Genomic DNA, 13,829 nt, shown 5'->3' on the forward strand with positions numbered 1-13,829 from the left:
ATGGCCACACCGATCATCTCGGTGACCGACGTCGGGATCCGGTTCTCGACCGGCAAGCGGCACCGCAGCGCGCGCGACTTCCTCTTCAAGGGCAGTCGCGGCCGGGACGTGCGCACCTTCTGGGCGCTGCGCGACGTCACCTTCGACGTCGCGCCCGGCGAGACCATCGGCCTGGTCGGCGCCAACGGGCAGGGCAAGTCGACCCTGCTCAAGCTCATCGCCGGCGTCCTGCTGCCCGACACCGGCCGGGTCGAGGTGCACGGCGGCGTCGCCCCGCTCATCGAGATCACCGGTGGGTTCGTCGGTGACCTCACCGTCCGGGAGAACATCCGCCTCGCGGCCGGCCTGCACGGGATGAGCAAGGCCGCGGTGGACGCCAACTTCGACGAGATCGTGGAGTTCGCCGAGATCGGCGAGTTCGTCGACGCCCCGTACAAGCACCTGTCCAGCGGCATGAAGGTGCGCGTCGCCTTCTCGGTGGTGTCCCGCCTGGAGGAGCCGATCCTGCTGGTCGACGAGGTGCTCGCGGTCGGTGACGCGGCCTTCCGCAAGAAGTGCTACGGGCGGATCGAGGAGCTGCGTGCCCGGGGGACGACGCTGTTCGTCGTCTCGCACAACGAGGCCGACCTCCGGCGCTTCTGCGAGCGCGGCCTCTACCTCAACAAGGGCGAGCTCCTCCTCGACGGCCCGATGGACGGCGTCCTGGACCGGTACCGCGCGGACATGGGCCTGACGGGGTGACCGGCGTGGTCCGCCGGGTCCGGGCGCTGGCCTCCGGCGCGCCCGGCCTCCTCGCCCTCGAGGGCCTGCTGCTCGTCGTCGCCGCAGTCGGGGCGCTCCTCGGGCAGGTGGCGGTCCTGCTGCCGGCCCTGCTGCTCGGCGCGGTGGCCGGCGCCGCGGCGCACCGTGTTCCGGGGCAGCCGGTGCCGGGGCTCGGCGCTCTCGGGCTGGTGCTGCGCGGACTGGTCGTCCTGGCCGCCGCGGCGAGCCGGGACGTCCCCGGCGCCGTCGCCGTCGCGGCCGCGGCGTTCGGGCTGCTGGCCGCGGCCGGCGTGGTCGGCGACGCCGTCGACCAGCGGGTCCGCGGCCTGCGTCGCCACCCCGCCACACGCGGGATCCCGGGGGTCGGGAGCGTCCCTCTCGTCGCCCGCCCGGAGGGGGCGCTCACCGCGCTGCTGCCCGAGTGCCTGCTCCACCTCGCGCTGCTGGTCGGGCCCGGTCGGCCGGTCCTCGTCGGGACCGCTGCCGCCGTGGGGGCAGCGGTCTGCCTCGGCGCCTGGGGTGTCTGGGCGGTCCGGCTCCGGCGCGCCCGCCGACGGGGTCGCGCCGTCCTCGAGGGGGTGCGCCGGTACCTGGAGACGACGCCGCCGGAGGTGCTGCTCTACGCGGGCGACGGCCCCGCGGCCCTGCACGAGATCGCCGTGTGGCTGCCCACGATGGAGCGGCTGTCGAGCCGCGTCCTGCTGCTGATGCGCAGCAGGGACGCCTTCGCCGCACTGCCGCCGACCACGCTGCCGGTCGCCTGCGTCCCGGGGGCCACCGAGCTCCTGGCGCTGCCGCTGGACCGGGCCCGCGTGGCGCTGTTCGTCTCCAACATCGGCAACAACATCCACGTGCTGCGGCTGCCGGGCCTGCGATCGGCGTTCATCGGGCACGGCGACAGCGACAAGAGCGCCTCGGCCAACCCCTACGCCAAGGTCTACGACCAGATCTGGGTGGCCGGCCCGGCCGGCGCGGACCGGTACCTGCGTGCCGGCGTGGGTGTCCGGCCCGACGCGCTGGTCGAGGTCGGGCGGCCCCAGGTGGAGGGGGTCCGCCGCGGGCCGCTGGCGGACCCCCCGGTGCCGACCCTGCTCTACGCGCCCACCTGGGAGGGCTGGAACGCCGACCAGGACTACTCCTCGGTCGCCACGCACGGCGCCGCCCTGGTCCGCGCGGTGCTGGCGAGCCCGGAGCGGGTGCGCCTGGTGTACCGGCCGCACCCCTACACCGGACGGCGGTCCGCAGCGGCCGCGGCGGCGCACCGCGAGATCGTCACGATGCTGCGGGCGGCCAACGAGGCGGCCGGGGTGGGCGCGGCCACGGTGCTGGACGCCGGGCCCTCCGGAGCGGGATCGCCCTCGGCCGCCGAGGCCGAGTCCGCCGCGATCGCCGCCGGGGAGGAGCGGCTGCGCCGGCTGCCGCCCGGCGCGCACGTCGCCGTGCCGTCGGGGAGCGCTCCGCTGGTCAGCTGCCTCAACGTGGCCGACGGTCTGGTCACCGACGTCTCGAGCGTGCTGACCGACTTCCTCGCGAGCGACCGGCCAGTGGCCGTGTGCGACCCACTGGGTCGGGACGTCGCGGAGTTCGTCGAGCGCTTCCCCGCCGCCGCCGGCGCCGTGGTGCTGCCCGCGGGCGACGGGCGAGCGCTGGACGGCGTGGTCGCCGTCGTCACCGGCCGGGCGCCCGACCCCGCCGCCGACCGCCGGCGCGCGCTGCGCGCCCACGTGCTGGGTCCGGACCTCCCACCACCCCTGCAGCGGTTCGACGCGGCGATCGCGGCTCTGGCCGCCCGGCCGGCCGAGTCCGAGGAGGCGGCGACCGGGGATCCGGCGGCGGCCTGACCCCGGGTTTTCTGGGCTCATTCGTCACAGCTGCCTCCCGTGGAGCGTCCTGTCGCGCTCGCTCCCGCTACGCAACGCAGCGGCTGTAACACTCACAGGCATGGCTCCGACGACCTCAGCCCCGGTCGCTCCCCGGCACGACCTGCTCCCGGGCCGCTCCGGCTCGGCCGGGCGGCTGCGCGCCCTCGACGGTCTGCGGCTGTTCGCGGCGCTGTGGGTCGCGATCTACCACTACCTGGGGCAGGACCACGGCAAGCCGCCATGGGGGCAGTGGGCTGCGACGATCTTCCCGGACTGGGACGTCCTCGCGCCGTACGGCTGGCTGGGCGTCGAGATCTTCTTCATCATCAGCGGCTTCGCGATCTGCATGAGCTGCTGGGGTCGCTCCCTGGGTGACTTCTTCCGGTCCCGGGTGACCCGCCTCTTCCCGGCCTACTGGGTGGGCATCGTGCTGACCTTCGTGGTGTCGAGCCTGGCCCCGCAGGTCACCGACGCGCCCACCGTCTGGGAAGCTGCCGTCAACCTGACCATGTTGCAGGACGGACTGCAGGTCCCCCGGGTCGACCCGGTCTACTGGACCCTCTGGTTCGAACTGAAGTTCTACCTGCTGTTCGCGGTCGTGGTGTGGATGGGCCTCACCTACAAGCGGGTGATCGGGTTCTGCTTGCTCTGGACCGTCGGCGGGGTCGTCGCCTCGGGGGCGGACTCGCCCCTGCTGAACATGGTCTTCATGCCGACCTACAACGCCTACTTCCTCCTGGGCATCGGCCTGTACCTGGTCCACCGCTTCGGCAACAGCCTGCTGACCTGGCTGGTCATCGGCGCCAACCTGGCGATGGCCCTCTACCGCGGTGCTCTCAAGACGCACGACCAGGAGGTGGTCCGGGTCCACCAGGAGATGCACGCCTGGGTGACCGCGGCCGCCCTGCTCCTCGCTGTGGCGCTGGTGTACGCCATCGCTCGCGGTCACCTCTCCTGGGTGCGCTGGAACTGGGTGACCAAGGCTGGAGCGCTGACCTATCCGTTCTACCTGCTGCACCTCTCGATCGGGTACGCGATCATCAACTGGTTGTACGTCGGGGCCGGCCTGTCCGCCCACGTCGTCCTGCCAGCCACCCTCGGTGCCATCCTGGGGCTGTCCTGGCTGGTCCACCGGTTCGTCGAGAAGCCGCTGGCGAAGGTCCTCAAGCGGCACCTGACCGACGGCCGGATGCTCACCCCGCGGGACCTGCTCGCAGGACCCGCAGCCGGCGACGCGGCCCGGTCCGGTGCGGCCGGCTCGCTGCCCATCCACGCATCCGCGCGGACCCAGCGCATCCGGTCCGTCGGCATCCCGGCCCAGACCATGACCCGGGCCCGCCACCAGGACGAGCTGACGACCGCAGGCCACTGACGGGACACCGACACCCACGGACGGGCCCCCGATCGGCGAACCTCGCCTCGCCGATCGGGGGTCGCGTCGTCGTCCGGGTCAGGCGCCCGGGCGGCCCCGCAGCCGGGAGGACGTCACGATCGCCAGGAAGTGACCGGCCACCGCCAGCAGGGACGCCGGGAGGAGCACCACGAGCAGGACGCGGGTGCCGACCAGCTCCCCGACGACGAGGTCGACGACCGCCGCGGCCAGGATGATCAGGCTCAGCTCGATCGAGTGGTAGAGCCGGTGGAAGGGCACGAAGCGGGCCAGCCGGCGCAGCCGGGCCAGCCCCCGCGCCCGCGGTGCCGTGGTGGCCTCGTCGTCCCCCACCCGGGACAGGCCCGCGGCGGCCCGGGCGACGTGCACCATGTCGTTGAGCGACTTGTTGAGCACGATCACCACGGCCAGCAGCGCGCCGAGCGTCGTCCAGCCGTAGCCGCCGGGCAGGTCGTCGAGCCCACCCGCGGCGCGCACGCCCAGGCCGATGGGGATGAGGGCCTCGGTGAGGTAGTGGCCCACGCGATCGAGGAAGACGCCGAGCGGGCTCGACGTCCCCCGCCACCGGGCCACCTCGCCGTCGCTGGCGTCCCACAGCATCTGCAGTTGGGTGAGCAGGACCGCCAGCACCGCTCCCCAGAGCCCCGGGACGAGCAGCGCGAACCCGGAGGCGGAGCCGGTCACGATCATCAGCGCGGTGACCGCGTTGGCCGAGAGGCCCGCCCGCACGAGCAACCGGGTGAGGTACGGCGAGATCTGCCGCATGTACAGGTCGCCGGTCCAGTGCTCGGCGTTGCGGCGCCCGCGGATCGCCGGCGGTTGGGTGACCTCCCGCAGCAGGGCGATGCTCGGCCAGGCCGGTCGCTCGGCCCTCACCGGCTCACCTGCGCCGCGGCCGCCTGCAGGGCGTCCCGCTCACGGACGACGTCGTCGCACGCGTCGAGGAACCGGGCCAGCGCGGCGGCCGGGTCGGCGCCTCCCAGGTAGTGCTCGACCAGCTCCGCCCGCTGGTCCTGCTCCCGGTCCTCGGTCAGGCACCGCCGCACCAGCTCCCCGGCGCGGCCGGCCTCCGCCGCCGTCAGCCGGGGGACGGCCGCCAGCAGCGGGGAGGCGCCCACCACCGCACCCGGCTCGGCCGGGACGGTCACCACGAGGGGGCGGCGGGTCGGCAGCCACTCGACGGCCACCGAGGAGACGTCGGTGACCAGCACGTCGGCGTCGGAGAACGCGCGCTCCAGCGGGACGGCGGTGTCGACGGCCGAGCCGGTCGCGCGCGCGGCGTCCTCGGCGAACACCTGTCGCAGCGCCGTGTCGGCTGCCGCCACGTCGGCCCGGTTGGCGCCGGTGCGCGGGTGCGGCCGGTAGACGACCCGGAAGCCGGCCGACAGCAGGGAGCGCACGAGGGCGGTGCCGTGCGTGGCCACCGAGCTGTAGGCCATGGACGGCTGGGCGCCCTCCCAGGTGGGGGCGTACAGCACGGTCGGGCGCTCGGGGACCGGACGCGGGTCGGGTGCCGCCGCCTGGGGCCGGCCGATGCGCACCAGCCGGTCGCGGTCGAACCACATCAGCTCGCGCACCACCCGCTCCTCCGCCGCGGCACCGGCGACGAAGGCCCGGTCGTAGGCCTTGAGCTGGTTGGACGCCGACACCGCCTTGTCGCTCTCCCCGTGCCCCAGGTAGACGTGCGCCACGCCCGCGTAGCGCAGCATCTGGAAGTTGCGGGGGTGGTGGCTGACGTAGAGGGCCAGGGCGACCCGGCTGCGCTGCACCAGGCCGTCGAGGGTGGCGGTGCGGGCGACGCAGAGCACCGGCAGGTCGGTGACCGCCCGCAGCCGCGCGGTGGTGCGGCTGTCCTGGGTGACGACGACGACCCCGTGCCGCCCGTCCAGGGCGCGCAGCGGGCCGAGCCACTGCTCCAGCTGGTAGGCGTTGCGCGGGGGTTCGGGGAAGAAGGCGACGACCCGCTGCTCGAGCACCCGGCCGGCCAGCCGCGCGTCCTCTCCGATGCCGTCGGGTTCGCCTCCGGGCACCAGACCCAGACGCCGCACCAGGCGGCCACCGGTCGAGCGCAGCCGGGCGGGCAGCGGGGGGAAGGGGGAAGGCACGTGCGGCTCCTCGGTTCGGCCGCTCCGCACGCTACCTGTCAGACGACGGGCGGCCGGCCGTGCCCGGCCATGCGGGCGACCGTGCCCCAGCTGATGGGGGACCGGGTGCCGGGGTCGGACTGCCAGCCCTCCCACCAGCCCCGGAACCAGGGCAGCAGGGTGGCGGGGGTGCGCGCCGAGCGGACCACCTGGAGCGCGGTCCAGCTGAGCACGTAGGGCAGGCCCAGCGCCCAGGGCAGGTTCCGTCGGGCCAGCCACACGCGGTTGCGCGCGTTGAGCCGGTGGAAGTCCCGGTGCCGGGTGGGCGCGGTCAGCGGGTGCTCCACGGCGAGGTCGCCGGCGTAGTGGACGCGGGCTCCGGTGTCCCACACCCGCCAGGCCAGCTCGATGCCCTCGTGCGCGTAGAAGAAGGGCGCGGGCCACCCGCCGGCCCGCTCGAACCGCGCCCGCCGGACGACGACGGCGCCCTCCCAGACGGAGAAGGCCGCGCTGGACCGCCTGCGGTCGCCGACCCGCAGGCGCGGCGTCCACCGGCGCGGGCCGGGGACCCCGCCGGGGCCGTCGACGCGCGGCTGCAGCAGGCCCAGTCGCGGGTCCTGGCCGAAGCGGCGCACCGCCTCGGCCAGGAAGCCCGGGTCGGGGAGGGCGGCGTCGTCGTCCAGGAAGAGCAGCAGGTCCCCGGACACGTGCGGGACGCCGGCGTTGCGGCCCGCCGGGATGCCGACGTTCTCCGGCAGGGCCACGCCCCGGACACCGTCGGGCAGGCCGGTGGGCGCCCATCCGTTGCCGACGACGACGACGTCGGTGGCGACGCCGGTCTGTGCCAGGACCGAACCGACCGCCCGGTCGAGGTCCGCGGGCCGGCGCCCCTGGGTGAGGACGACGACGCCGACGAGCGGGCGGTCAGCCACCGTGGACGGTGACCGACTCCACGCCCTCGGGCAGCACGTCGCCGGGCTCCTCCTCGTGGAGCTCCTCCGCGGCGACGGAGGCGTGGAGGTGGGAGGCCAGCGCGTCCTCGCGGCGGACGTCGACGATGTGCCCGGTGAAGGTCGAGATGAGCACGTCGAGCGAGGTCTCGGCGACCGCCTCCGAGGTGAGCAGGCTGTCGGCGGGCTCGTCGCCGAACGCCTTGGTCCGCATCGGCGTCGCGGTGCGCTCGGGGTTGATGCAGTTGACCCGCACCCCGTCGGCCGCCCACTCGTCGGCGAGGGCCTGGGTCAGGTTGACGACCGCCGCCTTCGCCGAGGAGTACAGGCTGTAGCCGCTGCGGCCCCGGGTGTAGGAGCTCGAGGTGAACAGCAGCAGCGACCCGCGGGTCTTCTGCAGGTGGGGCTGGAAGACCTGCGCGATGTGGATCGGCGCGAGGTAGTTGACCTCGGTCGCCATGTACACGGTCTCCTCGGAGGTCTCCGCCAGCTCGCCGCGCGGCAGCACGCCGGCGGTGTTGACCACGTAGTCGACCCGTCCGGTGGCGGCGAGCACCTGCTCGCAGGCGGCGACGATGTCGGCGCGCCGCTCGACGTGGGTGTTGGTCGCCGACCGGCTGAAGACCATGGCGGTGGCGCCGTGCGCCTCGGCCAGCCGCACGATGTCGGCGCCGATGCCGTAGCTGCCGCCGAAGACGACGATCGTCTTGCCCTCGAGCGCCTCCCGGTACTCCGCGTCGAACCGCGGACGGGGCGCCTCGTGGCTGTCGAGCTGGAAGAGCTTGTCGGCGATGTAGACGTCGATCGGCTCGGTGACCTTCATGTTCCGGTCCTCGCCGCGGACCACGGCGATGGGCACCTCGGGGGTGTACCGGAGGACGACGGTGCAGTCGTCGGTGGCCTCGAAGTCGGGGTCCTGCGCGGCGCGCTCGTAGGCGCGGCGGATGACCGAGAGGCGGAAGCACTGCGGGGTCTGCCCCCGGCGCAGCAGCGGACGGCGCAGGACCTCGTCGATGGTCTGCCCGGTGGCCTCGTCGACCTGGATGATCGTGTCGGCCGAGGGGATCGCGGTGTCGACGGCCTCGTAGCGCTCCAGGGCGTCGATGCAGTCGGCGATGACCCGCTGGCTGAGCAGCGGCCGCACGGCGTCGTGGAAGACGACGTTGCACTCCTCCGACCCGAGGGCGTCCAGCGCCCGCTGGGTGGTGGCGTTGCGGGTGTCGGCACCCTCGAGCACCTGGGTGACCTTGGGGTAGGCGCCCGGGCGGAGGATGGCGCGCACGGCGTCCAGGTGACCCGGGGCCATCAGCACGATGATCTCGTCGATCAGCGGCGAGGCGTGCAGCACACCGATCGTGTGCTCGATGATCGGCTTCCCGGCCACCTTGATGAGCTGCTTGGGGATGGACAGGCCGACCCGGGTCCCCGTGCCGCCGGCGAGGACGACCGCCACGTTCCGCAATCTGGTCACCACCTGACTGTAAGGGCGCTCCGTCGGTGAATCCTGCGTGGACGAGTCCCGTGGGACGCCTGGGGCAGACGTCTCGACGGTGACGTGCGGGACGGGTCCTTCACGCTCTCCGGGCCCGCCCACGTCCCCGGTCCCGCCTGCACGGTCGTGCCCAACCGACTCCGCTGGGTGGTCGACACGCCCACGGCGCGGGTCCGTCCGGGTGAACTCTGCCCCAACGGACGCGTACCCGGCCACCTGTCGTGGGCAGGGTGGAGGCGTGTTCCACGACCCGTCCGACCGCGGACCCCGCTGCGCCACCTGCGCACACGAACGCTCGGTGCACGAGCACAACCGTCCGGGCACCGACTGCGGGCGCTGCGGCTGCGACCGCTTTCGCCTCTCCGTGCGCGAACTCGTCGGGCAGCTCGTGTGCGGCCGGGGGCCCCTCGCCGTCCGGGCCTGACCGGCCCGTCACCCCCGGGGCTCCCTCAGTCGAAGTGGCTCTTGTAGATGACCCCGTGGACGCCGACCGTCCGGTCGACCACCTGGGAGACCTCGAAGTCGGCGGCGGCCGACAGGTACGCGTATGCCACCGAGCGGTCCATGCCCAGGTCGTGCTGCAGGAAGTCGAGGGCGTTGACGACCGCCCGGCGCGCGGCCACGTCGAGGTCGACGAACTGGCCGTCGCGGTACCCGTCGGGGTCGGAGAGCCCGATGGGCAGCCACGCGTCCGGTGACTCCCCGAACGGGTGGCGGAACGCCACCGACGGCGCGTCACCGGAGCCCGGCGTGCAGACCGTCAGCCGGAACGTGAGGCGCAGCGACCCCTCCAGGGCGGTGAGTGCCACCTCACCGTGGCCCATGGACATGTGCGGGTCGCCGACCGAGAACAGCGCCCCCTCCGCGACGACCGGCAGGTAGAGCGCCGAGCCGACGTTCAGCCGGCGGATGTCGATGTTGCCGCCGCCGGTGGTGGGCGGGATGGAGTTGAGCAGCGGGTCGTCGAGCGCCGCGGCGTCGCTGACGGTGGCGACGGCCATGAGCCCCGGGAAGCAGTCGACCGGCCAGCTCACCGAGCGCCCGCCGGTCCCCACGGGCAGCGCGGCGCGCGTCCCGTCCCGGCCGGGGGACAGCGGCGTGAACACCGAGACGTTGCCGTAGCGGGTCGGGTCCCCGGTGTCGCGTCCGTCGGTCCAGACCGGCGGCATCACCTCGGCCTCGGTGATCCCGCCCTCCGGGGTGGCCAGCTGGCGGGCGAGCGCCCCCTTGCCGTGCCGGCTGGAGACGACGCCGTAGGGCACCCGGGGCAGCGCGGTGAGCGGCTCGATCTTGAGCACGTCGCCGGGCCGGGCGCCCTCGACGAACACCGGCCCGGTGACGACGTGCGGCCCGTCGGCGTCGAAGTCGCGCTGGTGTCGCCCGTACGAGGCGGCGATGGCGACGGCGTCGTCCAGGACCTGGTCGCGCGGGACGCCGTGCTCCCCGAACCAGGCCACGGGGTCGCGGCCCTGGTCCTCCAGGATCCCCTCGTGGCTGACCGTGTCGACGGTGACCGTGCCGCCCGAGCGGACGCGGGCCACCGGCGCGTCACCGGTGCGGGGCAGGTAGCCCCACAGCACCTCCTCAGGCCGGGAGGGCAGGTAGACCTCGCCGTCGATCGGCCCCTGCCCGGGCTGCAGCACCTCGCCCGGCAGCCGGGTCCGGCCGCCGGGCGCGGCCGAGGCCGGTGCGGCCGCGGCGATGCCGGCACCGAGCAGTGCCCCCGCGGCGAGCGTGGCCTGGACGAACGCACGGCGGCCGATGCCGCGCTCGACCAGCTCGGCGGCGGTTGCGGGGTCGGGGCCGGTCGTCGGGTGCGGGGGCTGCGCCATGGGGTGCTCCGGGGTGCTGGGGACGGTGGTCGCAGCCGGGTGTACGGACCCCGTGTTGCCGTCCTGCGACGCCGCGTGTCGGCCCGGTTACCGGATGGTGTGCCCCGGACGCAGCGTCACGCGGTGTGCACCACGTGGAAGGCCTCGGCCAGCCGGCCCGCGGGCAGGCCGAAGCGGGACGCGGTCTGCCGCATCCAGCCGCCCACGAACTCCTCCAGGTCGTCGCGGTGGCTGACCTGGGTGACGTGGCTCTTCAGCGCCGCGTACTTCAGCTCGACGACGTCGGTGACGTCCACGGCGTGGTCCGCGCGGGGGCTGGCGGTCAGCCAGACCTCGTCCACCGTCCAGGCCTCGAGCCCCTCGTCGGCGAGCAGTTCGGGGAAGGCGAACGGGTTGCGCGCGTCGGGGTAGACCGCCCGCAGGGTCGACTCACCCACGGTCATGTGGTCGGGGTGGCTGGCGCCGATCCGCTCGTAGAACCGCTCCGGCGAGCTGGTCAGCACCCGCTGGGGGCGGACCTCCCGGATGACCCGGCTGATGTCGCGGCGCAGGTCGAGGGTCAGCTCCAGCCGGCCGTCGGGGTGGCCGAGGAAGCGGACGTCGGTGACCCCGACCGCCTTGGCCGCCGCCTCCTGCTCGGCCCGCCGCAGCGGCCCCATCTGCTCGCGCGGGGTCTCGTCGAAGCCGCCCGCGTCGCCGTCGGTGACGATGAGGTAGGTGACCTCGGTCCCGGCGGTGGTCCAGGTCGCGACGGTGCCGGCGCTGCCGAAGTCGACGTCGTCGGGGTGGGCGAGCACGCACAGCGCGCGGTCGACGGACTCGGCGGGACGGCGGGACTGGGGAGAGGTCACCCGGCGGAGCCTAGGAGGACCCCGTCCTCCCCACCCCTCGTGGGGAGGACCCCGTCCTCCCCACCCTTCGCGAGCTCAGGGCGGGCCCCGTCCCGAGGGCCATCACCCCGGGGGCAGGCCGCGCAGCTTGTCGGGGTTGCGCACCACCAGCACCTGCGCGACCAGCCCGTCGACGAGCACCAGCGACATCGTCAGGTACGGCGCGCCACCGGCCCACACGACCACGCCCGGCGCGCCGTTGAGGTCGGCCACCTCGGTGCGCAGGCCGGGCAGGGACAGGCCCTGGGCGGCCGTGGCGAGGAGGAAGCGGGCCACCTTGTCCGCGCCGGCGATCGGCCGCAGTGCCGCCTTGGCCTTGCCCCCGCCGTCGGTCACCAGCACCACGTCCGGGGCGAGCGCGGCCAGGAGCGCCTCGACGTCCCCGCCGGCGCAGGCGGCGAGGAAGCGCTCGGTCACCGCCCGCTGCGCCGACCGGTCGGCGTCGAACCGCGGCTGCCGGGACTGCACGTGCTCGCGGGCCCGGTGGGCCATCTGCCGGACGGCGGCCTCGCTGCGGCCCAGGGTGGCGGCCACCTCCGCGGCCGGCAGCCCGAACACCTCCCGCAGCACGAACACGGCCCGCTCCGCGGGGGAGAGCGTCTCCAGGACGACCAGCAGCGCGAGGGAGACCTGCTCACCGAGCTCCGCGGCGTCGTCCGGGCCCGGTGGGGGAGCGGCGCCGGCGACCGGCTCCGCGCCGGTGAGCAGGGGCTCGGGCAGCCACGGCCCGACATAGCGCTCCCGCCGTGTGCGGGCGGCGTCCAGCCGGTCCAGGGCCAGCCGGGAGGCGGTCCGCACGAGGTAGGCGCGCGGGTCGGCCACGGCGGACCGGTCGGCCGCCGACCAGCGCAGCCAGGCGTCCTGGACGACGTCCTCGGCATCGGCGACGCTGCCCAGCATCTGGTAGGCGACGGTGAACAGCAGCCGCCGGTGCCGGTCGAAGGCGGCCAGCGGGGCGGTCATGCCCCGGCCGGGAGCTCGCAGCGGTCCCGGAAGCCCTGGCTGGTCAGGCCGAGCGCGCTGTTGAACCGCGACCGGACGTTCTCCACGGCGACCATCATCGTGAGCTCGACCAGCTGCGCGTCGTCGAGTTCCCGTCGCAGCCCGGCCACCATCTCGTCGGTCACCGCGGGCGGGGTCGCCGTCACGGCCTCGGCGTAGGCCATGACCTGCCGCTCCAGGTCGGTGAAGACGTCGCTGTCCCGCCAGGTGGGGACGGCGCGCAGCTTCTCGGCGTCCACCCCCTCCTGGCTGCTGATCCAGTAGCCGAAGTCCACGCACCAGGAGCAGCCGATCGAGACCGCCGAGGCCATGACGGCGAGGGCCTTGAGCGTGCGGTCCAGCCGGCTCCAGCGGGCGAGGGAGGTCTCGAACACGGCGTCGGTGACGAGGACCCCCGGGTGGTGGGCCATGGCGGCCAGCGGGTCGGGCAGCACGCCGTAGGTCCGGCGCGCGTACCACTCGGCGAGCCGGGTGACCAGCGTGCGGGGCGGGTCGAGGGGGATGCGGGCCATGGTCGTCGTCCTCTCCATCGGGTGGTGCTCATGGAGACGGGACAGCCGGCCCGGACGTGACACGTCTGCGGGGGTTCCGGTCCCTCTCCGGCCGGAGGACCCTGGCGTCGCACGGGGCCGGTTCCGGTGGCCCGCGCGGCGGGTCCGCCGGGAGAGGAGCGGACGTGGACCCGGACTTCAGCAAGACCCTGCAGCGGACGGCCGAGGCCCTGGCGGCCATGGGGGCGGGCGACCCGGAGCCCTACGCGACGCTGTGGGCCCGGTCGGACGACGTCACGCTCTTCGGCGCGTGGGGCCCGATCGAGAAGGGTCACGAGGCGGTCACGCAGACCTTCCGGTGGGTGGGCAGCCGGTTCAGCGACGGGGCGCTCACCCCCACCCACGAGGTCGTCCACGTCGATGGGGACCTCGGGTACACGGTCGGGTCGGAGCGCGGGATCGTCCGGGTCGACGGCGGGGAGCCCTTCCCCATGACCATCCGGGTCACCCACGTCTACCGGCGGCTGGACGGCGAGTGGTGGCTGGTGCACCGCCACGCGGACTTCCCGCCCCCCGACCAGCGCCGCGGCTGACGGCGCCCCGCGGGACGGGCCCCCTACAGGCGGCCGCGGCCCTGGCGGAGCAGCATCATGCCCAGGGTCGCGCCGTCGCGGCCGAGCGCGTCCTGGAACCGGGAGAGCACCTGCTGCTCGCGGGCCAGCGACAGCCGGGTGCCACCGGCGGCGCGGCGCAGCTCGCCGATCTGCTGCGAGACGGCGAGCCGGCGCTGCACGAGCCGGATGATCTCGGCGTCGCAGTCGTCGATCTGCTCGCGGAGCTCGGCGATGCGCTCGTCGGCAGCTGCAGTGGTGGGGACCGTGGCGGTCATGGGGTTCCTCCGGGGCGGGCGGGAGGCCGTCGGACCCCGGAACGAGGAACGCCCCGGGCTCCTCGGGCCCGGGGCGTCTGTTGCGGCGTGTGCTCAGCCAGCGGTGACGGACACCGGGACCCGGTGGCCGTAGAAAAAGCTGAGCGCGGCGAGCACGGCGGGGAGTCTGCCACATCCCCGGGCGG

13 protein-coding genes are annotated in these 13,829 nt (G+C 74.6%); 4 read left to right on the forward strand and 9 right to left on the reverse strand.

Annotated elements, in window-relative coordinates; all coding sequences use genetic code 11:
- The 3 genes from ACI79C_RS01450 (at nt 1) to ACI79C_RS01460 (ending at nt 3,996) form a co-directional block, all read left to right on the forward strand.
- Nucleotides 1-741: an ABC transporter ATP-binding protein gene (locus ACI79C_RS01450; protein ID WP_456943820.1), complete on the forward strand. Its 741-nt coding sequence runs from the start codon at nt 1-3 to the stop codon at nt 739-741.
- A gap of 5 nt (nt 742-746) precedes the next feature.
- Nucleotides 747-2,603 carry a hypothetical protein gene (locus ACI79C_RS01455; RefSeq protein ID WP_456943821.1) on the forward strand — a complete coding sequence of 619 codons (1,857 nt, stop codon included), beginning with the start codon at nt 747-749 and terminating at the stop codon, nt 2,601-2,603.
- Between the two features lie 100 nt (nt 2,604-2,703).
- Nucleotides 2,704-3,996, forward strand: a complete 1,293-nt coding sequence (locus tag ACI79C_RS01460) for an acyltransferase family protein (RefSeq protein WP_456943822.1) — start codon at nt 2,704-2,706, stop codon at nt 3,994-3,996.
- Between the two features lie 78 nt (nt 3,997-4,074).
- Here ACI79C_RS01460 and ACI79C_RS01465 read toward each other — a convergent pair whose 3' ends face one another.
- The 8 genes from ACI79C_RS01465 to ACI79C_RS01500 all read right to left on the reverse strand — a co-directional run bounded on the left by ACI79C_RS01465 (nt 4,075) and on the right by ACI79C_RS01500 (nt 12,776).
- Nucleotides 4,075-4,890, reverse strand: a complete 816-nt coding sequence (locus ACI79C_RS01465) for a CDP-alcohol phosphatidyltransferase family protein (protein WP_456943823.1) — start codon at nt 4,888-4,890, stop codon at nt 4,075-4,077.
- Nucleotides 4,887-6,119: a CDP-glycerol glycerophosphotransferase family protein gene (locus tag ACI79C_RS01470; protein WP_456943824.1), complete on the reverse strand. Its 1,233-nt coding sequence runs from the start codon at nt 6,117-6,119 to the stop codon at nt 4,887-4,889. Before ACI79C_RS01470 ends, ACI79C_RS01465 begins: the two co-directional genes overlap by 4 nt.
- 38 nt (nt 6,120-6,157) lie before the next feature.
- Entirely contained in the window at nt 6,158-7,030 is an 873-nt protein-coding gene (locus ACI79C_RS01475) for a glycosyltransferase family 2 protein (protein WP_456943825.1), read from the reverse strand.
- Nucleotides 7,023-8,519, reverse strand: coding sequence for an SDR family NAD(P)-dependent oxidoreductase (locus ACI79C_RS01480; protein WP_456943826.1), 1,497 nt, complete (start codon nt 8,517-8,519; stop codon nt 7,023-7,025). Before ACI79C_RS01480 ends, ACI79C_RS01475 begins: the two co-directional genes overlap by 8 nt.
- A gap of 470 nt (nt 8,520-8,989) precedes the next feature.
- Nucleotides 8,990-10,372 (reverse strand): acetamidase/formamidase family protein, encoded by a 1,383-nt coding sequence (locus ACI79C_RS01485; protein ID WP_456943827.1) that lies wholly within the window; start codon nt 10,370-10,372, stop codon nt 8,990-8,992.
- A gap of 116 nt (nt 10,373-10,488) precedes the next feature.
- Complete coding sequence (locus ACI79C_RS01490) at nt 10,489-11,223, reverse strand: PIG-L deacetylase family protein (protein ID WP_456943828.1); 735 nt, start codon at nt 11,221-11,223, stop codon at nt 10,489-10,491.
- A gap of 102 nt (nt 11,224-11,325) precedes the next feature.
- Nucleotides 11,326-12,225, reverse strand: a complete 900-nt coding sequence (gene sigJ / locus ACI79C_RS01495; RefSeq protein WP_456943829.1) for an RNA polymerase sigma factor SigJ — start codon at nt 12,223-12,225, stop codon at nt 11,326-11,328.
- Nucleotides 12,222-12,776, reverse strand: a complete 555-nt coding sequence (locus ACI79C_RS01500) for a carboxymuconolactone decarboxylase family protein (protein WP_456943830.1) — start codon at nt 12,774-12,776, stop codon at nt 12,222-12,224. Before ACI79C_RS01500 ends, sigJ begins: the two co-directional genes overlap by 4 nt.
- 164 nt (nt 12,777-12,940) lie before the next feature.
- Between ACI79C_RS01500 and ACI79C_RS01505 the strand changes: the two genes are divergently transcribed.
- On the forward strand, nt 12,941-13,348 hold the full coding sequence (locus ACI79C_RS01505) for a YybH family protein (protein WP_456943831.1): 408 nt from the start codon (nt 12,941-12,943) through the stop codon (nt 13,346-13,348).
- 23 nt (nt 13,349-13,371) lie between these two features.
- Here ACI79C_RS01505 and ACI79C_RS01510 read toward each other — a convergent pair whose 3' ends face one another.
- Nucleotides 13,372-13,644, reverse strand: a complete 273-nt coding sequence (locus ACI79C_RS01510) for a chorismate mutase (protein ID WP_456943832.1) — start codon at nt 13,642-13,644, stop codon at nt 13,372-13,374.
- Nucleotides 13,645-13,829: the final 185 nt, after the last annotated feature.

The organism is Geodermatophilus sp. SYSU D00697, assembly GCF_054050175.1.

Excerpts from the sequence above, each read along its gene's own strand:
- ACI79C_RS01460 (WP_456943822.1), top strand. The coding sequence starts at position 2,704 with ATGGCTCCGACGACCTCAGCCCCGGTCGCTCCCCGGCACGACCTGCTC.
- sigJ (WP_456943829.1), bottom strand. The coding sequence starts at position 12,225 with ATGACCGCCCCGCTGGCCGCCTTCGACCGGCACCGGCGGCTGCTGTTC.
- ACI79C_RS01450 (WP_456943820.1), top strand. The coding sequence starts at position 1 with ATGGCCACACCGATCATCTCGGTGACCGACGTCGGGATCCGGTTCTCG.
- ACI79C_RS01485 (WP_456943827.1), bottom strand. The coding sequence starts at position 10,372 with ATGGCGCAGCCCCCGCACCCGACGACCGGCCCCGACCCCGCAACCGCC.
- ACI79C_RS01500 (WP_456943830.1), bottom strand. The coding sequence starts at position 12,776 with ATGGCCCGCATCCCCCTCGACCCGCCCCGCACGCTGGTCACCCGGCTC.
- ACI79C_RS01510 (WP_456943832.1), bottom strand. The coding sequence starts at position 13,644 with ATGACCGCCACGGTCCCCACCACTGCAGCTGCCGACGAGCGCATCGCC.